Source organism: Akkermansia massiliensis (genome assembly GCF_018847375.1).
GTDB lineage: Bacteria > Verrucomicrobiota > Verrucomicrobiia > Verrucomicrobiales > Akkermansiaceae > Akkermansia > Akkermansia massiliensis.
This window is the reverse complement of record NZ_CP072036.1, coordinates 1,197,521-1,214,492: the sequence shown is the minus strand read 5'-3', so window position 1 is coordinate 1,214,492 and position 16,972 is coordinate 1,197,521. Positions and strand designations below refer to the sequence as shown.

Annotated in this window: 12 protein-coding genes and 1 riboswitch; of the genes, 8 read left to right on the top strand and 4 right to left on the bottom strand. The window is 60.8% G+C overall.

The annotated features are described in order from the left end of the window. Positions 1 to 5: 5 nt before the first annotated feature. Positions 6 to 1,628 (top strand): beta-N-acetylhexosaminidase, encoded by a 1,623-nt coding sequence (locus J5W70_RS05050; RefSeq protein ID WP_022396836.1) that lies wholly within the window; start codon positions 6 to 8, stop codon positions 1,626 to 1,628. Positions 1,629 to 1,718: 90 nt separating this feature from the next. Continuing rightward, the gene (locus J5W70_RS05045; RefSeq protein ID WP_022396837.1) at positions 1,719 to 2,867 is read left to right on the top strand and encodes a M42 family metallopeptidase; all 1,149 of its coding nucleotides are present in this window, start codon (positions 1,719 to 1,721) and stop codon (positions 2,865 to 2,867) included. Between the two features lie 331 nt (positions 2,868 to 3,198). Here the strand turns inward: J5W70_RS05045 and J5W70_RS05040 are convergent, their stop codons facing one another. Then, the gene (locus tag J5W70_RS05040) at positions 3,199 to 3,702 is read right to left on the bottom strand and encodes a hypothetical protein (protein ID WP_102722213.1); all 504 of its coding nucleotides are present in this window, start codon (positions 3,700 to 3,702) and stop codon (positions 3,199 to 3,201) included. A gap of 205 nt (positions 3,703 to 3,907) precedes the next feature. On the opposite strand from J5W70_RS05040, the gene J5W70_RS05035 reads away from it, so the two are divergent. Next, entirely contained in the window at positions 3,908 to 4,456 is a 549-nt protein-coding gene (locus tag J5W70_RS05035) for a rubrerythrin family protein (protein WP_022396839.1), read from the top strand. A gap of 296 nt (positions 4,457 to 4,752) precedes the next feature. Here the strand turns inward: J5W70_RS05035 and J5W70_RS05030 are convergent, their stop codons facing one another. Beyond that, a complete protein-coding gene (locus J5W70_RS05030) occupies positions 4,753 to 4,965 on the bottom strand; it encodes a hypothetical protein (RefSeq protein WP_146017808.1) in 213 nt (70 codons plus the stop codon). Positions 4,966 to 5,345: 380 nt separating this feature from the next. Between J5W70_RS05030 and J5W70_RS05025 the strand changes: the two genes are divergently transcribed. After that, complete coding sequence (locus J5W70_RS05025; RefSeq protein ID WP_022396841.1) at positions 5,346 to 7,070, top strand: phosphoethanolamine transferase; 1,725 nt, start codon at positions 5,346 to 5,348, stop codon at positions 7,068 to 7,070. A 55-nt stretch (positions 7,071 to 7,125) separates the two neighbouring features. Here the strand turns inward: J5W70_RS05025 and J5W70_RS05020 are convergent, their stop codons facing one another. After that, positions 7,126 to 9,360 carry a glycoside hydrolase family 88 protein gene (locus tag J5W70_RS05020; protein WP_215832959.1) on the bottom strand — a complete coding sequence of 745 codons (2,235 nt, stop codon included), beginning with the start codon at positions 9,358 to 9,360 and terminating at the stop codon, positions 7,126 to 7,128. Between the two features lie 230 nt (positions 9,361 to 9,590). Further along, positions 9,591 to 9,764: riboswitch (cobalamin riboswitch) on the top strand. 154 nt (positions 9,765 to 9,918) lie between these two features. On the opposite strand from J5W70_RS05020, the gene J5W70_RS05015 reads away from it, so the two are divergent. Genes J5W70_RS05015 through J5W70_RS05000 form a run of 4 tightly spaced genes read left to right on the top strand, consistent with a single transcriptional unit; the run spans position 9,919 to position 14,627 of the window. Next, on the top strand, positions 9,919 to 12,015 hold the full coding sequence (locus J5W70_RS05015; RefSeq protein ID WP_022396845.1) for a ribonucleoside triphosphate reductase: 2,097 nt from the start codon (positions 9,919 to 9,921) through the stop codon (positions 12,013 to 12,015). A gap of 49 nt (positions 12,016 to 12,064) precedes the next feature. Beyond that, positions 12,065 to 12,259 carry an anaerobic ribonucleoside-triphosphate reductase gene (gene nrdD, locus J5W70_RS05010; protein ID WP_012419909.1) on the top strand — a complete coding sequence of 65 codons (195 nt, stop codon included), beginning with the start codon at positions 12,065 to 12,067 and terminating at the stop codon, positions 12,257 to 12,259. Positions 12,260 to 12,285: 26 nt separating this feature from the next. Next, entirely contained in the window at positions 12,286 to 13,002 is a 717-nt protein-coding gene (locus J5W70_RS05005; protein WP_022396846.1) for an anaerobic ribonucleoside-triphosphate reductase activating protein, read from the top strand. 11 nt (positions 13,003 to 13,013) lie between these two features. Continuing rightward, complete coding sequence (locus J5W70_RS05000; RefSeq protein ID WP_022396847.1) at positions 13,014 to 14,627, top strand: aspartate:alanine exchanger family transporter; 1,614 nt, start codon at positions 13,014 to 13,016, stop codon at positions 14,625 to 14,627. 130 nt (positions 14,628 to 14,757) lie between these two features. On the opposite strand, the gene J5W70_RS04995 is transcribed toward J5W70_RS05000, so the two are convergent. Continuing rightward, positions 14,758 to 16,893, bottom strand: coding sequence for an alpha-galactosidase (locus J5W70_RS04995; protein ID WP_180973660.1), 2,136 nt, complete (start codon positions 16,891 to 16,893; stop codon positions 14,758 to 14,760). Positions 16,894 to 16,972 lie beyond the last annotated feature (79 nt).

Below are 16,972 nucleotides of genomic sequence, written 5' to 3'. Positions count from 1 at the left end.
CTGCCATGGCTTTCAGCTTATCCTCCCTCTGCTGGGGCGCCCCGTCCGCTCCGGTTCCCGGGACGCCCCACATCATTCCCCAGCCCGCCGCCATGCGCGTTAAAACCGGAGAAGCCGGATTTTCCCTGAAAGACGGCGTCCGGCTCCCGGAAGGAAATCCCCTTTCCAAACAGGCGGAACGGATTTTCCGCGACAACGGGATCAAAACGGCGCTGGTTGAAACCGGAGCGGACCTCATCTTTACGGAAGACGCGTCCCTGGGCAGGGAAGGCTACCGCCTTGCCGTAACGCCGGATTCCATTTCCATTGCCTCCGGTTCCGTGAACGGCGCTTTGTACGCCCTTCAATCCCTTGTGCAAAGCGTCGCTTCCGACGTGAACGGAGCTCCGGCCCTGCCCCGGCTGGACGTGAAGGACCAGCCCCGTTTTTCATGGCGCGGCCTGATGATGGACAGTTGCCGCCACATGATGCCCGTGCGGGACGTCAAAAAGATCCTGGACCTGATGGAGAGGTACAAATTCAACACCCTGCACTGGCACCTGACGGACGACCAGGGGTGGAGGCTCCCCATCGCCAAGTACCCCAGGCTGACGGCTGTGGGAGGTACCCGGGCGCAGTCCCCCGTCATCGGCAGCCGCAACAAGGCGGACGGCACCCCGTACTCCGGCCATTACACTGCGGATGAAATCCGGGAAGTGGTCCAGTACGCCAAAGACCGCGGCATTACCGTCATTCCGGAGGTGGAACTGCCGGGCCACGCCTCCGCCGCCATCGCCGCGTATCCGGAACTGGGCAACACGGACATTCCGGGCTTTGCGCCCAAGGTGCAGGAAACCTGGGGCGTGCTTCCCTACACCTTCGCCCCCACGGAAAAAACCTTCCGTTTTCTGGAAGACGTTATTGATGAAGTGTGCGCCCTGTTCCCGGACAGCCCCTATATCCACATCGGCGGGGATGAGGCTCCCAAGGACCAGTGGAAGCAGTCCGCCGCGGCGCAGCAGGTCATGAAGGACAACGGCCTCGCCAACGAGAACGAACTCCAGAGCTACTTTATCCGGCGCGTGGAAAAAATGATCAACAGCCACGGCAAGAGGCTCATCGGCTGGGATGAAATCCAGGAAGGAGGCCTCTCCCCCACCGCCACCATGATGGTCTGGCGGAGCTGGATGCCGAACAGCGCGCGGCATGCCCTGGAACAGGGCAACGACGTGGTGATGACGCCCAACAGCCACCTGTACTTCGACTATGACCAGGGCCCCGGCAAACCCTCCGCCCCGGAGTATGAAACCATCAACGACGACAACCTGACCTGGCAGCGCGTCTATGGGCTGGAGCCCGTCCCGCAGGGAACGCCCCGGGAACAGGAAAAACAGGTGCTGGGCTGCCAGGCGAACATCTGGACGGAGTACATCCCCAACCTGCCGAAATGGGAATACCATGCCTTTCCCCGCGCCCTGGCGCTGGCGGAAGTAGCCTGGACCCCCAAGGAGCTGAAAAACGAGAAAGACTTCCGCAAACGCCTCGACCGCCAGCTTCCCTTCCTGGACGCCCATGGCGTCAACTACAAGAGGCCGGACAACGGGGCCCCCGCGCAGCCGGACGCCGTCATTACCCGGGAACGCCGGTAAATACGGAGGGAAGGCCCCCGCGCAGCCTCCTTCCGGAGGCCGCATTATGGGCTAGCCAACCTTCACGAAAACCATTACATTGGCGGCATTATGAATTTGGAACTGCTTCGTCAGGTTTGCGTGACTCCGGGCGCTCCGGGGTTTGAAGACAAAATCCGTGATTTCATCATTCAGGAAGTGGCCCCTCTGGTGGACGCCGTGCGGGTGGACAACCTGGGCAGCGTGATTGCCATCGTGGAAGGCAAGGATACGGAAAAAACCATGATGGCCGCCGCCCACATGGACGAAATCGGCTTCATGGTCCGTCACATTGACGACAAAGGGTTCATCAAATTCCTCCCCCTGGGCGGCTTTGACGCCAAGACGCTGACGGCCCAGCGCGTCATCGTCCACGGCAAAAAAGACCTCATCGGCGTCATGGGCGTGAAGCCCATCCACGTGATGTCCCCGGCGGAACGCGCCAAGCTGCCGGAAGTGACCGATTTCTTCATCGACCTGGGCATGAGCAAGGAGGAAGTGGAAAAATACGTCTCCGTGGGCGACTCCGTCACCCGTGAACGCGACTTGGTGGAAATGGGGGACTGCGTGAACGTGAAGTCCCTGGACAACCGCGCCGGATGCTACGTGCTGATTGAAGCCCTCCGCGCCATCAAGGCTTCCAAAAAGAAGCCCTCCTGCAACTTCGTGGCCGCCTTCACCGTTCAGGAGGAAGTGGGGCTGAGGGGCGCGCAGGCCGGCACGCTGGACATCCAGCCGGACTTCTCCATCGCCCTGGACGTCACCATCGCCTGCGACATTCCCGGCACCCCGGCGCACGACCAGGTCTCCCACCTGGGCGCAGGTGCCGCCATCAAGCTGTATGACGGCTCCGTCATTGCGGACCGCCGCATGGTGAAGTTCATGAAGGCCATGGCGGACGCCCACAAGATCAAATGGCAGGTGGAAATGCTGCCGGCAGGCGGCACGGACGCCGGAGCCATGCAGAAGTTTGTTCCGGGCGGCTCCATTGCCGGGGCCATCTCCGTTCCCACCCGCAACGTTCACCAGGTCATTGAAATGGCGCACAAGGATGACCTGGACGCTTCCGTAGCGCTCCTGACCGCCTGCGCCATGAACGTGGACAAATGGGACTGGTCCTGGAACTCCGTCAACGAATGCCCGGCAGAAAAACCCGCCAAGGCATCCAAAACGGCAGCCAAGCCGGCCAAAGCCGCCGCCAGGAAGAAAAAGGCCAAATAAAAGCCCCGGCGCCAACCGATCACTCACCCGCAGGCCGCCCCGGAAACGGAGGCGGCCTGCCTGTTTCCGGACGTCTTCAAGCGTTCCGCGCAATACGCCCGCGGCGTTGCTCCGTCCCGTCAAGAAGTGCCGCAGCCCCTTGCGCCAGTCAAACCTGAAATTGAGCGGCAGTGAACTCTGTTCCCTGAAGCAGGGCATCCTGTCGGACGCATGCGTTTCAGCTGCCGCAGAGGCCTGAGGCACGCCACGGAGGCTTTTCAGGACGGCCTCCCCATAAAAAATCCTCCGGCACCCAGAGATGCCGGAGGAGGATCAATCCTGAAAAAGAAAGTTACTTGGCGGCGGGAGCGGGAGCTTCCTTCGAAGCGGGAGCGGGGGCCGGAACGGCTTCCACTTCCACTTCTTCCTCCACTTCAACGCCTTCTTCGGGACCGGAAGCTCCGGTCTGCTTCATGGCGTCCTTCAGGGCCTGGCTTCCGAAGAAGTCGGCCTGCTGCAAGCGCTGCATGTCGGTCATCATGCCCATGAAAATGGGCAGGAGTTCGGCCTGGCGCGCCTGCATGGCGGCATCCATTTCAGCCTGGACCTTCTGGGCGCTCTTGGAAAGGGCTTCGCCCTTTTCATTGATCTTCGCCATCTTTTCAGCAGCCGCGTCTGCGGTGGCCTTGTCCTTCACCGTGCTGAGCGTGGCGGACATTTCCTTCATCAAAGCCAGCATCTGGTCAGCGGCTTCCTTCGCTTCCTTGGAAACTTCAGCGGCCGGCGCGGTGGGCGCGGCAGGGGTTTCAGCGGCCGGGGCGGGTGCCGGAGCCGGGGCATCCTGGGCGGAAGCCATACCTGCAAATGCCAGGGCACATGCCGAACTAATTGTTACAATGCTCTTCATAACGTTTCCGTTGTACAGGCTCGCCATGCATGCGTCAATGAATCATTGTGTAACGGCTCCCCGTGATGCCGCAGAAAGGGGAATTTGCGTTTTTTCTTCCCTTGGAGGATTTTTTCAGTTGCATCTTTTTAGAATTATTATAAATTCATTCCCGATGACTAAAACCATAGAAAACCTGAAAGCCGCCATTACGGGCGAAAGCACCGCCTCCGCCACTTACGCAGCCTATGCCGCCAAAGCCGCCCAGGAAGGGCAGCCCCTCATTCAGAAATTGTTTGAAGCCGCCTCCAAGGCGGAATCCGTCCACGCCGCCAACCACAACAAGGTTCTGGAAAAGCTGGGCGCAACGATGGACCCCATCGATATCCAGATTCATGTAGGAACCACCGCGGAAAACCTGAAAGCCGCCATCGCCGGGGAAACCCACGAATTCGAAAGCATGTATCCGGAATTCATCGCCGTGGCGGAAGAGGAAGGCCAGAAGGCCGCCGTCCGCTCCTTCACGTGGGCCACGGAAGCGGAAAAGGAACACGCCGATTTTTATGCCGCCGCCCTCAAGGCCCTGGAAAGCGGAGACACCAGCGCCCTGCCCAGGCAATACTGGGTATGCCTGGTGTGCGGGGACACCTTCAAATCTCTGGAAGGCGTGGACGCCTGCCCCCTCTGCGGCACCAAGGCTGAAAAATTCCTCGTCATCGGGTAAACTCCGTCTGAGCACCGGAGGCCATCCATGGCACACAAAACCCGCCCGGAACATTCCGGGCGGGTTTTTACAGGCCGGAAACCGCTGCCATCTGGGGAAGCGGCCAGAGAAGAAGCATCGCCGGGTTTTCCCTTCCGGTCATTCCGCAAGCGCCGTTCCAGAACCGTGTTCCGGCCCTTTTCCGGACTTCAAGACTTTTCTCCACTTCCGACTGTCCGGGTGGCCCTGGTCCTCTCCTCCCACGTGCATCCGGCCCCGGACCTTTTTTGAATGCCCGGATTGATGGACTTGTTCATTTAAAACATTAAATACATGCATTCCGTTCCGGCTACGGCGCAGGCGAGCATCCCGATTAAAATCATGATGATGCCGAATGCGACGGATTTTCTGCACAAGGCGACAACGGCGCAGGCAACGGAAGCCACCCCCAGCAAAATCCCGGCTGCGCCCAGCACGGTTCCGGGAACAAGCCCCAGGCCGGAAGCCGCTGCGACCCAGGGCAATGACACGGCCCCCACGACACAAATACAGGCGGCTCCTTTCACAGCTTGGGGACATTGCAGCACAACGGGCTGATTTTCCATAAGCTTCCCTATACCCTCCCAAAACCGGGCCTGTCAACTACAACCGGAAATTCCCCTCTTTCCGTTAACCCCACATGCCGGACGGGATGCCCCACAGCCAATTGCCTGCGCCGCCATCCGCACCAAGCCCCAAGCGCAAAAAACGGCATATGCTATCAGCACAGCCGTTTCAACGGCGGTTCCCTTTTCCTGCCCGGGCCCTTCCATGAAAAGGCGTTCCGCCACATTCTGCTTGAGCATCACCGTGAAACCCTTACAATGGCTCACCCCTTCAAGCAGGAAGAATACTTTATCCTTTCTTTGCGATGACCTCTCCCCATGCATCCACCCGTTCCGCAGAACGGTACGCGGGCCGGCCAGGCGCTCTTTCCGCCGTCTTCCAGGCTCTTCGCGCCGCGTTCTTTCCGCGCCGCATGCGCTGCCTGTGGGCAGCCGGACTCGCGGCGGCTCTGGTGGTCAATCCTTATGTGCTCAATGACGGCCAGAGCGTGCTGATGAGCTGCATGGGCATCGCCTGTTCCGCCTCCCTGCTCTGCGGCACCATCCTTCTCTGCCTGAAATACCGCTTTACCGCCTACGTCGTCCTTCCGGCCATCATCCTGTTCAACGCGGGCCTGTACATGATGCAGATGCGGTACGGGCTGACGCTGAACCTCTCCGTCCTTTCCAGCATGGCGGAGACCAACTTCCGGGAAGCCTGCGCCTTCTGCACCGCCGCCTCCGCCACCGGGGCCCTGCTGCTGGCGGCCTTCATTTACCTGGCCATTTACTGGAGCCGCCGTTCCCTGCGCCAGAAGGCCACGTGGGGCGCGCTGGCGTGCATCTGGAGCCTGTACGGAATCTTTCTGCTGCTGGGCATTCCGGCCACCTCCTACAGCTCGGAACCCCTTTACCTTTACTACACCTCTGACAAGGCCAAGGGCTGGCCCCTCGTGGACTTCGTGATGGCGTACAAGCTGGCGGACGAATACGTCACCCAGGACGCAAGCCGTTTCAATGAACTCCGGAACCTGCCGTCCTGCGCGGAACCCCTCTCCGGATGCGATGCTCCGGACGACCTGGCCGTGGTCTTCCACATGGGCGAGAGCGTGCGCGCGGACCACCTTTCCCTCAACGGCTACCACCGGAACACGATGCCCCTGCTTTCCCGGGAACCCAACGTCGTTTCCTTCCCCCACGCCACCTCCTTCGGCATCGTGACCAGGATTTCCGCCATCGGCATGTTTACGGATGCGGAACTGTCCCGCCGCCGTCCCGCCCATTCCTCCTTCATTGACCTGTTCAACAAGCACGGTTTCCGCACCGTCCGGATCATGGACCTGTGCGGAGACTCCATCCATGACTATTCCCTGGGCATCCTGACCCGGAACTGCCGGGAACGGAAGCAGACGCCGCCCATGCACGAAACGCCCGGAATGATGCAGGAACGCACCTCCCTGGTCATGGAGGAATCCCTGAAACGGCACGGCCGGGAAAAACAGCTTTACGTCATTTACAACAACGGCAGCCACATGGCGTTCAGCTACCCCGCACAGGCGGAACGCTTTACCCCGGCGTCCTGCAACATGGACGACCCCAAGGCCCGTCTGGAAGAAACCGTCAATGCGTATGACAATTCCATCGTGGACCTGGACGCCTCCGTCCACCGCATGATTGCACTGTTGAAGGACAGGCCGGCCATTTATTTTTACTGCTCCGACCATGGCGTGGCGCTGGGCGAGGAAGGAAAAATGTTCCAGGGGCATGTTCTGCCGCCTGTTTACCGTCCCGCGATGTTCGTGTGGTATTCGGACGCCTTCGCCTCACGCTACCCGGACATGGTGCGCGCGCTGAAGGCCAACCGCCTGAAAGCCGTTTCCCACGACCACATTTTCCACACCCTCCTTTCCCTGGCCTCCATCCGGTCGGAAGTCGTCCGGAACGGCCTGAATCTGGCCTCTCCGGACGCCCGGGAAACCCCGGCCCCCCTCCAGCCGGAAGTGCTGGCGGAATGGCTGGCCGCTCCCGCACCGCCGCAGCCGCTTCCGTAAAAAAGATGGAAGCTGCCGTCATCCTCTGCGGGAAACGGCTGGAGGTAGGACGAACTCACCGTACCCGGACTTGCAGTGGATGCCTGACGCACTCCCGGACGCGGCGCGCCTCCGCCTCCCAGGCGGCAGAGGATTTGAACGGAGAAGCCTTGTCCCAAACCGCCCCCATGTACCACTCAAAGGGCTTTCCGTTCGCCGCCTCCCTGATCCAGTAGGTACAGCCTTCCGAGTCCACTGCCCCGCCTTCCGGACCCCAGGGAACTATCACGGCGGTTCCCAGGCATCCGTCATTCTTCCGGGGCCTGCTCCATGCCGTCATCAAGCCGCCGTCCTCCCGGTCCTTCGTGACCGTTTCATAATCATTCCTGCCCTTTCCGGTATCCATTCCCACGCCGGCCTTCACCGTTTCCGCCCCCCGGATGGTCAAGGTGCTGCGGACTTTGGAAAAACGGCTTCCTGCGTCCAGAGCCACCCTCCGCGTCTCCGCCACGCGTACGCCGCCGCCCACGTCCCACGGCGCATAACCCACTTCAAAGGCGGTCTGGACCGGACCGTTGTACAATGTCCGCGCGCTGGCCCAGTTTCCGGATACATGCGGTTTCCCATCCCTGAACACGGCAATGCCGCCGCAGCCCCGTCCCGGCCCTACGTTGTACATGTCCAGTCCCCTGCCATGATCCCGGTGGTAATCCCCCCGCTTGTAGAATTCATTGATGACGGGAGCACCCGCGCGCTTGCTCCATACATCCGTTCCGCTGGAAACCAGGCCCTCCCCCTCAGGGGCCGGCCTGGCAACGGCCGGACCGTAAATCCGGTGCGCCGTAAGATCGTTCTCCCACGCGAAATCATCCAGGCGTTCCGGGACCAGGCGGCTGAAACAGACGTCCGCGGAAGGAGCCGCCTTCAGGGAGGAATCGTTCAGAATCCAGAAATCACGGGCCGTTCCGGGCCGGAAATTGCTCTGGAACAAAAGAGTATCCGTCCTTCCATCTCCATCCGTATCCGCCAGTTGGTGCGGGATGACGCGCCCGTGGCGGACGTCAAACACGCGAAGGGCGGCGGCATTCCCGGAAGTTCCGGACGTCCAGGGCACCGACACGGTTTCAGCAGGACGGAACTTGGCCAGTGGGTTCGTGACGGTTACAGTCTTTCTCTGCGGATGGTCCCGGCCAATGACGTATTTGCGCAGTTCGGTGCCGGCCATCAGGTAGGCGCCCGCGCCGTATGCTTCCGTATCCTCCCCGGAATAATGGCCCGGCTTGTCGGCAATGGGCTGCACCCAGCCCAGCGCGCCTTCCGCGTTGACGGAATCACAGGCGGCCTTCCACGCCCTGCGGATGACGGGAAGATATTCATCCGCATCCAGATACCCCTGGTTCACCCCCCACAGCATCCCGTACATGATAAAGAGGGTGCCGCTCATCTCCTTCAAGGGGGGTTCTTCCGGGTCCAGCAGGCTGGCGTGCCAGGAACCGTCGGGCGACTGGCATTTTTTCAGGGATGCCGCCATACGCTTGAGCAGATCCTCATAAAAGGGGCGGGAAGGCCAGTCCGCGGGCATGTCCTGAAGAATAAGCGGCAGTCCGGCAATCACCCAGCCGTTGCCCCGGCTCCAGAACATCTTTTTCCCATTAGCCGCCGGAATGGTGAAGTAACGGGAATCACGGAAAAACAGCCCTTCCTTCCGGTCAAAAAGATAGCCGTAGGTGAGCTTGTATTCCCTGTCCATGAATTCCAGATACCGGCGGTCTCCGGTATAGGCCGCCAGCTTCACGAACACGGGAGGTGACATGAACAGGGCGTCCGACCAGCTCCAGCGGTCCTGGCAGCCGGGAGTCCCGAACTGGAGGGAAGCGGAGGAGGGCCGGTTCATCACCCCGTCCAGCACGGCGCGTATTTTCTCCGCCGCGGCGGTATTTCCGTCTTCCATCGCCATCTCCATCCAGGCGTGGCCCACGGCGTGATCGTCCGCATGGTAATGCCGTTTCAGGGTTCTCCATTCCTGTTCCCCTCCTGTTTTCCTCAGCAGCGGCAATCCCGGCCCTTCCGGGACGGCCAGGCCATACTGCACCAGGCCGGAATAAAAGGCGCCGTAGGTCCAGTGCAGCGGCGAGCGTTTTCTGGGATGCTCCGCCTGCCATTTCGCCACCAGTCGGAGATTATCCCGGATGGTCTTTTCATTCCAGTCCGCGGGAGCGCCGGAAGCGGGGCTCCCCGCAGAAAGCGCGGGAAGAACCAGCAGAAGGAAGGATTTACGCCATCCGTTTTTTGAAAAGGAAAAGAAATTCATTTGACTGGTACGGAAAAAGCCGCGCTGAAATTTCTCCGTGAGGAATGAATCTTCCCTTTTCGGCCTGTCCCGTTTTCCCCCGGTTCCCGGAAAGGGGAGGCAAGGGCACATATGGTGCCATGACGGAAGGGAATGCCGCGTTATCAACCATTCCCCGCAGCATATATACAACATATTGTATCATTATAAATATTTAATACATTATTTATACATTTTCCTTGCGGGGGTTCTCTTTCTGTGGTTCATTGCGTTTCAGCGCAGGTAACGGAAGACGGTGAAAATCCGTCGCGGACGCGCCGCTGTAACCGGTAGACGATGGACCGGACACTGACTGCCAGCAGTCGGGAAGTCCCCATCACATGTCGCACCGGAAGCCAGAAGACGACCTGATGCCCCCGTATCCCATCCCGCGGACAGGATGAACATACGCACAGGTCCTCATCGTGCCCCTTGTTACAGTAATGCACGCATGCGGCGGCCCCTGCCTATGATTTTTCCAGGCTTTTGCCCAGGCTCGCGGATGAGCGGTCATCATCCCTTCCAAGCGAGACACCCACTATGGCAACAAGCATCATCAAGCGTTCCGGAAAAAAGGAACAATACCAGGGCTACAAAATTGAGGAAGCCGTCAAGAACGCGTTCCACAGCTCCGGCACCGCCTACAACCGCTCCATTTACGAAGAAGTGGAAGCCAAGCTGAGCCATCAGGACTGCGCGCATGTGGAAGAAATCCAGGACATGATAGAACGCGCCCTGTTCCGCTGCGGATACTTTGACACGGCCAAGACCTTCATCACCTACCGCTTCCTGCACAAAATGCAGCGCGAACAGCTCGGGGGCCTCTATTCCGGCAATACGTACGTGGACTGCAAGCAGACGGTGGAGGAATACATCGGCCAGAGCGACTGGCGCATCGCCGCCAACTCCAACACCACGTATTCCAACGCCGGCCTCATCAACAACACGGCAGGCAAGGTGATTGCCAACTACTGGCTGGACCAGGTTTATTCCGCACGGGAGGGGGCCGCCCACCGGGAAGGGGACTACCACATCCATGACCTGGACTGCCTGACCGGGTACTGCGCCGGGTGGAGCCTCCGCAACCTGCTCAACGAAGGATTCAACGGCGTGCGCAGCCGCGTGAACAGCAGGCCGCCGCGCCACTTCCGGGAAGCACTGGGCCAGATGGCCAACTTCCTGGGCATTCTGCAAAGCGAATGGGCCGGAGCCCAGGCCTTCAGCTCCTTTGACACCTTCCTGGCGCCTTACGCCTTTAAGGACCAGGCGGATTTCACGCGCATCAAGAAGGACATCCGCAGCTTCGTCTACAACCTGAACGTGCCCTCCCGCTGGGGGCAGTCCCCCTTCACCAACGTCACGATCGACTGGACCGTGCCGCGGGACCTGCGGGACCAGGCCCCCTTCAGCGGCGGGGAGCACCTCTTTGAAGGGGTGGAGGACCCGGGCCTGCTCTCCCTGGCGCGGGAACGCGGCGTGAACAAGCTGACAGAGCTGACCTACAAGCATTTCCAGAAGGAAATGAACCTGATCAACAAGGCCTTTTACGAGGTGCTCACGGAAGGGGACAGCACCGGGCAGCCCTTCACCTTCCCCATCCCCACCGTCAACATCACGGAAGACTTTGACTGGGAAGGGGAAAACGTGCCGCTCCTGTTTGAAAACGCCGCCAAGATAGGCTCCTCCTACTTCCAGAACTTCATCGGCAGCCAGTACACCGTGAATGAAAACGGGGAACGCGTGCCGGACGAACGGGCCTACAAGCCGGACGCCGTGCGCTCCATGTGCTGCCGCCTCCAGCTGGACCTGCGGGAGCTGCTCAAGCGCGGCGGCGGCCTCTTCGGCTCCGCGGAAATGACCGGCTCCATCGGCGTGGTGACCATCAACCTGGCCCGGCTGGGCTACCTGTTCAAGCAGAACCGGGAAGCCCTGTTCGCCCGGCTGGGGGAACTGCTGGACCTGGCCAAATCCTGCCTGGAAAAGAAAAGGGCCTTCGTCCAGGAAATGTACGACCGCGGCCTGTACCCCTACACCAGGCGCTACCTGCCCACCTTCCGCAACCACTTCTCCACCATCGGGGTCAACGGCATGAACGAACTGCTGCGCAACTTCTCCAACGACTCGATGGACATCACCTCCGAGGAAGGCAGGACCTTTGCTGAAGAAATCCTGGAATTCATCCGCGTGCGCATGCAGGAGTACCAGGAGGAAACCGGCAACCTGTACAACCTGGAAGCCACGCCCGCGGAGGGCACTACGCACCGCTTCGCCCGCGAGGACCAGAAACGCTATCCGGAAATCCTCCAGGCCGGCCCCGTGGGGCAGCGTTACTACACGAACAGCTCCCAGCTCCCCGTGGACCACACGAGCGACCTGTTCCGTGCGCTCCAGCTCCAGGACGAACTCCAGTGCTGCTACACGGGTGGAACCGTCTTCCACATGTACATGAATGAAGCCATCAGCTCCCCGGAAGCCTGCCGGGACATCGTCCGCAAGGTGCTAACCCGTTTCCGCATGCCGTATCTGACGGTCACCCCGCTCTTCTCCGTCTGCGACAAGCACGGCTACCTGCGCGGGGAGCATGAATACTGCCCCTTCTGTGATGAAGAGCTGCTCCACATCCACAGGCACGAATAACCCTCTTCAACCAACCGCCTCGTTTCAAAACCCAACCATCAGCACGACAATGACCAAACAGGAAATATTAAGCAAATACGCACAGGACCGTACCCGCTGCACCGTTTATACGCGCGTCATGGGCTACCACCGCCCTGTGGAAACCTTCAACGCCGGCAAACAGGGCGAATTCCACGACCGCGTCCACTTCGTGGAACCGGGCCGTCCCTGCTCCTGCTCCGCCCAAACGGAACAGCCGCGGTAATTTTCCCAATAACATATGCGAAGTCAATGGGAACGGGCCGGGGCATAGCGGACATCACGCCGCTCACCTTGCTGGATTTTCCAAACAAGGTGGCCTGCATCTTCTGGCTGAGAGGCTGTAACTTGTTTTGTCAGTACTGTTACAACGTCTCCCTGGTCAGAGGAACGGGCTCTCCTGCCGGAGACCGGACGGACTACCTTGATTTCCTCAGAGATCGGGTGGGATTTCTGGACGGGGTAGTCCTGTCCGGCGGCGAGTGCACGCTGTGTCCCGACCTTATCCCCATCTGCCGCGAGATACGGCAGCTAGGCTTCGCGATTAAAATAGACACCAACGGCACGAGGCCCGGCGTGGTGAAAGCGCTGGTGGAAGAGGGGCTTTGCGACTACATCGCCCTGGACTACAAGGCGCCCCCCGAACAATACGGCGCCGTCACCGGCAGGCCCGACCTTTTCCCCTCCTTTTCCGCAACTCTGGACTACCTGATCGCCTCCCAAACCGCCTTTGAAGTCAGAACCACCGTCCATCCCGATTTATTGACGGAAGATCACGTCAACAACATCATACGCGACTTGACAAAGCGCGGGTATGGGGGCAACTACTTCGTGCAAAATTTCTACCTGACCAAACAAACACTCAACTCTCTCCCCGCGCCGAGCCGGTTGTTTGACCGGACCAGGCTGGAGCCGGCCTCCATCCCCGTCCGTTTCCGCAACTTCGAGTTCGCTCCGGGCAAAGACTGACCCAGCCGACCATGTTCGACATCCTGCTCAATCACAACACCCTGGTTCTCTTTGGAATCATCTTCTTCGGCATCGCCCTCGGCAGCATTAAAATATACGGCCTGAACCTCGGCCTCTCCGGCGTTCTCTTCGTAGCGCTGGCCGCCGGCCACTACCGCCTGGCCATCCCCAACGGCGTGGGCCAGCTGGGCCTGGCGCTCTTTGTGTACTGCGTGGGCCTCAGCGCGGGCAACCGCTTCTTCTCCGCCATCGCCAAGCAGGGAAGCAAGCTCGCGGTCATGTCCGCCGTGATTGTAGGCGTTTCAGCCCTCTTCACCTGCCTCTTCGGCATCTGGTTCAATGTCCCCGCAGGAATCTCCTCCGGCATCTTCGCCGGCGCGTGCACCAGCACCCCGGCCCTGGCGGCAGCCACGGAAAGCCTGCCGGGAGCCTCCGGCAGCGGCGTCAGCATCGGCTACGGCATTGCCTACCCGTTCGGCGTGGTGGGCGTGGTCCTCTTCGTCCAGCTTCTGCCGCGCCTGCTGCACTTTGACCTGAACAAGGAGGCCAAAGCCATGCACTCCAGGCAGGAGGCCAGCATCATTTCCCGCCTTGTCCGCGTCACGCAGCCCAACCTGGTCGGCCAGAACATTGCGGACTGCAAGCTGCTGGACGGCCTGCACTGCATGGTCACCCGCGTGGTGCGCAATGACAGGCTCATGCCCCTGACGCCGGAAGACACGTTCCGGGAGGGAACGGAAGTCCTCATCGTGGGCAACAGCGACACGATGCCGCACGACATCGCCTTCCTGGGGGAAATATGCGACAACCCCTACCCCATGGACTCCCAGAAGGAGCGCCGCAAGCTGATCCTGACGAACAAGAGCTACGCCGGGCGTAAGCTCCGCGAACTGAAAACCCTGCGAACGGACGGCGTGATCATCTCCCGCATCTCCCGCCTGGGCTTCACCTTCGTCCCCACGGGGGACACCACGCTGGAACGAAACGACGTGCTGACCGTGGTGGGTTCCCCGGAAAACCTCACCAAATACGGGGACAAAATCGGCCACCGCAGCCAGGACATGAACCAGACGGACCTTCTTTCCCTCGGGTTCGGCCTCTCGCTCGGCATCATTCTGGGGCTGGTCAACTTCAGCCTGGGCAACGGCCTGGGCATCTCCCTGGGGATTGCCGGCGGCCCCCTCATCGTGGCCCTGCTGCTCGGCCACTTCGGCCGCCTGGGCCCCATCGTGGGATACATCCCGCGCCCCACCCGCCTTCTTTTGCAGGACCTGGGCTTGGTCTTCTTCCTGGCTGACGCCGGAATCAAGGGCGGCGCGGACCTGGTCACCACCGTGGCGACGCATGGCGCGGCCGTCTTCATCATGGGCGTCATCGTCACCTGCTCCGGCATGTTCGCCGGGTACTTCGTGGGCATGAAGGTCTTCAAGATGAACATCCTGGAATGCCTGGGCGGCATCTGCGGCGGCATGACCTCCACCCCGGCCCTGGGCGCCATCGCCAGCAAGACGGACTCCCAGGCCCCCGTGGTCAGCTACGCCACCGCCTACCCCGTGGCCCTCATCCTGATGACCATCATTGCGAAGGTCATCATCCAGACCATCGGCGGCGTGGTGGGCGTTTAGCCCAAGGCGCAAACTTCACCACCCGGAAAGACCGCGTCTCCGGCGGTTCTCTCCGGGCGCCATGCTTCACGGAAAAAGGAATATCGATTGCGGATCAGCGCCGTTTACCTCCTTGCCACCAGCCGGAAGTTTAAGACCCCGTTTCCGTCACTTCCATGCAGACGGACTGGAAGGCATTTTTCCAGTTGATGCGGATTCCGAAGTCCATCAGGTAATCACCACCAAGCACCCGTTCATGGACGTTGGCCAGGGGGCCGTTTTCATCCAGGTTGATCTCCCTGACCAGGTATCTGGCGGCAGGATTCAAGCCTTTCAGGCGCAGGGGCGGCGGGGAATCCGCCAGCCATTTGTCCATTAGCCAGGCGAAGACGACGGCCCGTTTCTCATGAACGTACATCAGGGCGGCCACCCGGCTTTCATACGGGGAGGACAGGCGGTACAGGTCCCCGAACTGGACCACGGGGCGGATGCGCTTGTATTCCGCCAGCGCCCGTTTGGAAAATTCTACTTCCTCCTTCGTCATGTCACAGGGCTGAAGCTCGAATCCCAGACGGCCCGACATGGCGACGTCAAAACGGAATTTGAGCGGCGTGACGCGCTTCGTCTGATGGTTGGGGGAGGCCGTCACATGGGCGGCCATGGTGATGGCCGGGAACAAATGGCCTATGCCCCACTGCATGAACACGCGTTCACAGGCGTCCGTATTGTCGGACGTCCAGAATTCATGATGCCTCCGCATGGTCCCGTAGTCGGCGCGGCCTCCGCCGGAGGAGCAGGCTTGGAACGTCACGCCCGGGAATTCAGCCGCCAGCGCATCAAGAATGGCTTCATAGCCGCGCACGTAGTCAATGGACAGGTTCCCCTGATGGCTGGCGTCCAGCCAGGGGGAGCCGGGATCGGAAATCTTGCGGTTGCAGTCCCATTTCACGTAGGAAATGCCCGGATGTTCTCCCAACAGTTTCCGCATGACTTCAAGAATGTATGCGCGCACGTCCGGATTGCTCAAGTCCAGCAGGTACTGGCTGCGTTCCAGCCTGTTTTCCCGGTGCGGGAGGCCGATGACCCATTCCGGATGCTTCTGATAAAGTTCCGAGCAGGGGTTCACCATTTCCGGCTCCACCCAGATGCCGAAGCGTATCCCCAGCTTTTCCGCCTGGCGGATTAGGCCTTCCAGCCCATGGGGCAGTTTAGCACGGTTTACCTGCCAGTCCCCCAGACCGGCCCGGGCGTCATTGCGCGGGAATTGTCCGCCAAACCAGCCGTCATCCAGCACGAAAAGTTCTATTCCCAAGTCCGCCGCACGTTTCATCATGCCGTGCAGCACTTTTTCCGTGAAGGTAAAGTACACTCCCTCCCATGAGTTCAGCAAGGTCAGCCGCTCCGTGCCGCCGCCGCGCAGGCCGTAGCGGCGCGCCCAGCGGTGGATGCGCCGGGAGGCTTCCCCCTTGCCGTTTCCACTGTGCGCCAGAATGAGGGGAGGCGTTTCAAACACTCCGCCGCCGTCCAGCAGATAGGGAGCGGGGGCCACGTCCAGCCCCGCTCCCGCAAAGAGGTAGTGATACGGGCTGTGGCGGAACCATATCCGGTAGTTGCCGGGCCACGCCAGCGCTCCCAGCACCACTTCCCCGGAGTCCTCCCGCGCCGGACCATCCAGGGAGATGACGAAGCCGGGGCTTCCCTCCTGGGCGGCGCGGGTTCCGGTGCCGGAAACCAGGGCAAGTTCATGCCCCCGCGCCACTTCCTCCTCGCTCATCAGGGATTCCCCGCCCCATGTGCCGCGGAAGCTGGTGACAAAGTAACGTTCCGCTCGCAAATTCAGTTGCGCGGACGCCGCGCGGTGCAGGCGGATGCCTTCCCTCCCCTCGTTCCGTATCACCGCCCATTGAAGGAAGGCGTCCGATTCCCGGTGGGAGCGAACATGAATTTCCACCCGCACGGGGTAGGAAGGGTCTTTCCCATAGAAGACGGCTTCTTCCCGGTCGTCATCCAGTTCCAGCACTTCCCATCCCTGGCATTCCAGGCGCAGGGAAAGAGTTCCGTCCGCCTGGGTCGCGCAAATGCAGTATTCATCCGACGCATTGGGAAGCCCCGTCACGGAGTCCGCCAGGGCGGAATACAGAAGAGGCGCATCCGCGGCGCTTTCCAGGGCATCCTCCGGTTCACGCAGCCGCGGTCCGTAATAGGCGCGGCGCACGCGGCCCTGTTCATCCCTGAACAGGGTCATCTGGGAGGAACGGGTCAGCAAATGAACGGAATCCGGAGTCATGGTCGGCAAATGGGGAAAGGGTAGGTCATTTTTTCCGGGCAGGCGCACGGCCGCCCCTGCCTTGTCCATTAATCCCTGC

Bases quoted from the DNA above. Each gene is read 5' to 3' on its own strand.
- J5W70_RS05050 (WP_022396836.1), top strand. From the start codon at position 6: ATGGCTTTCAGCTTATCCTCCCTCTGCTGGGGCGCCCCGTCCGCTCCG.
- J5W70_RS05045 (WP_022396837.1), top strand. From the start codon at position 1,719: ATGAATTTGGAACTGCTTCGTCAGGTTTGCGTGACTCCGGGCGCTCCG.
- J5W70_RS05040 (WP_102722213.1), bottom strand. From the start codon at position 3,702: ATGGCTTCCGCCCAGGATGCCCCGGCTCCGGCACCCGCCCCGGCCGCT.
- J5W70_RS05035 (WP_022396839.1), top strand. From the start codon at position 3,908: ATGACTAAAACCATAGAAAACCTGAAAGCCGCCATTACGGGCGAAAGC.
- J5W70_RS05025 (WP_022396841.1), top strand. From the start codon at position 5,346: ATGACCTCTCCCCATGCATCCACCCGTTCCGCAGAACGGTACGCGGGC.
- J5W70_RS05020 (WP_215832959.1), bottom strand. From the start codon at position 9,360: ATGAATTTCTTTTCCTTTTCAAAAAACGGATGGCGTAAATCCTTCCTT.
- J5W70_RS05015 (WP_022396845.1), top strand. From the start codon at position 9,919: ATGGCAACAAGCATCATCAAGCGTTCCGGAAAAAAGGAACAATACCAG.
- nrdD (WP_012419909.1), top strand. From the start codon at position 12,065: ATGACCAAACAGGAAATATTAAGCAAATACGCACAGGACCGTACCCGC.
- J5W70_RS05005 (WP_022396846.1), top strand. From the start codon at position 12,286: ATGGGAACGGGCCGGGGCATAGCGGACATCACGCCGCTCACCTTGCTG.
- J5W70_RS05000 (WP_022396847.1), top strand. From the start codon at position 13,014: ATGTTCGACATCCTGCTCAATCACAACACCCTGGTTCTCTTTGGAATC.
- J5W70_RS04995 (WP_180973660.1), bottom strand. From the start codon at position 16,893: ATGACTCCGGATTCCGTTCATTTGCTGACCCGTTCCTCCCAGATGACC.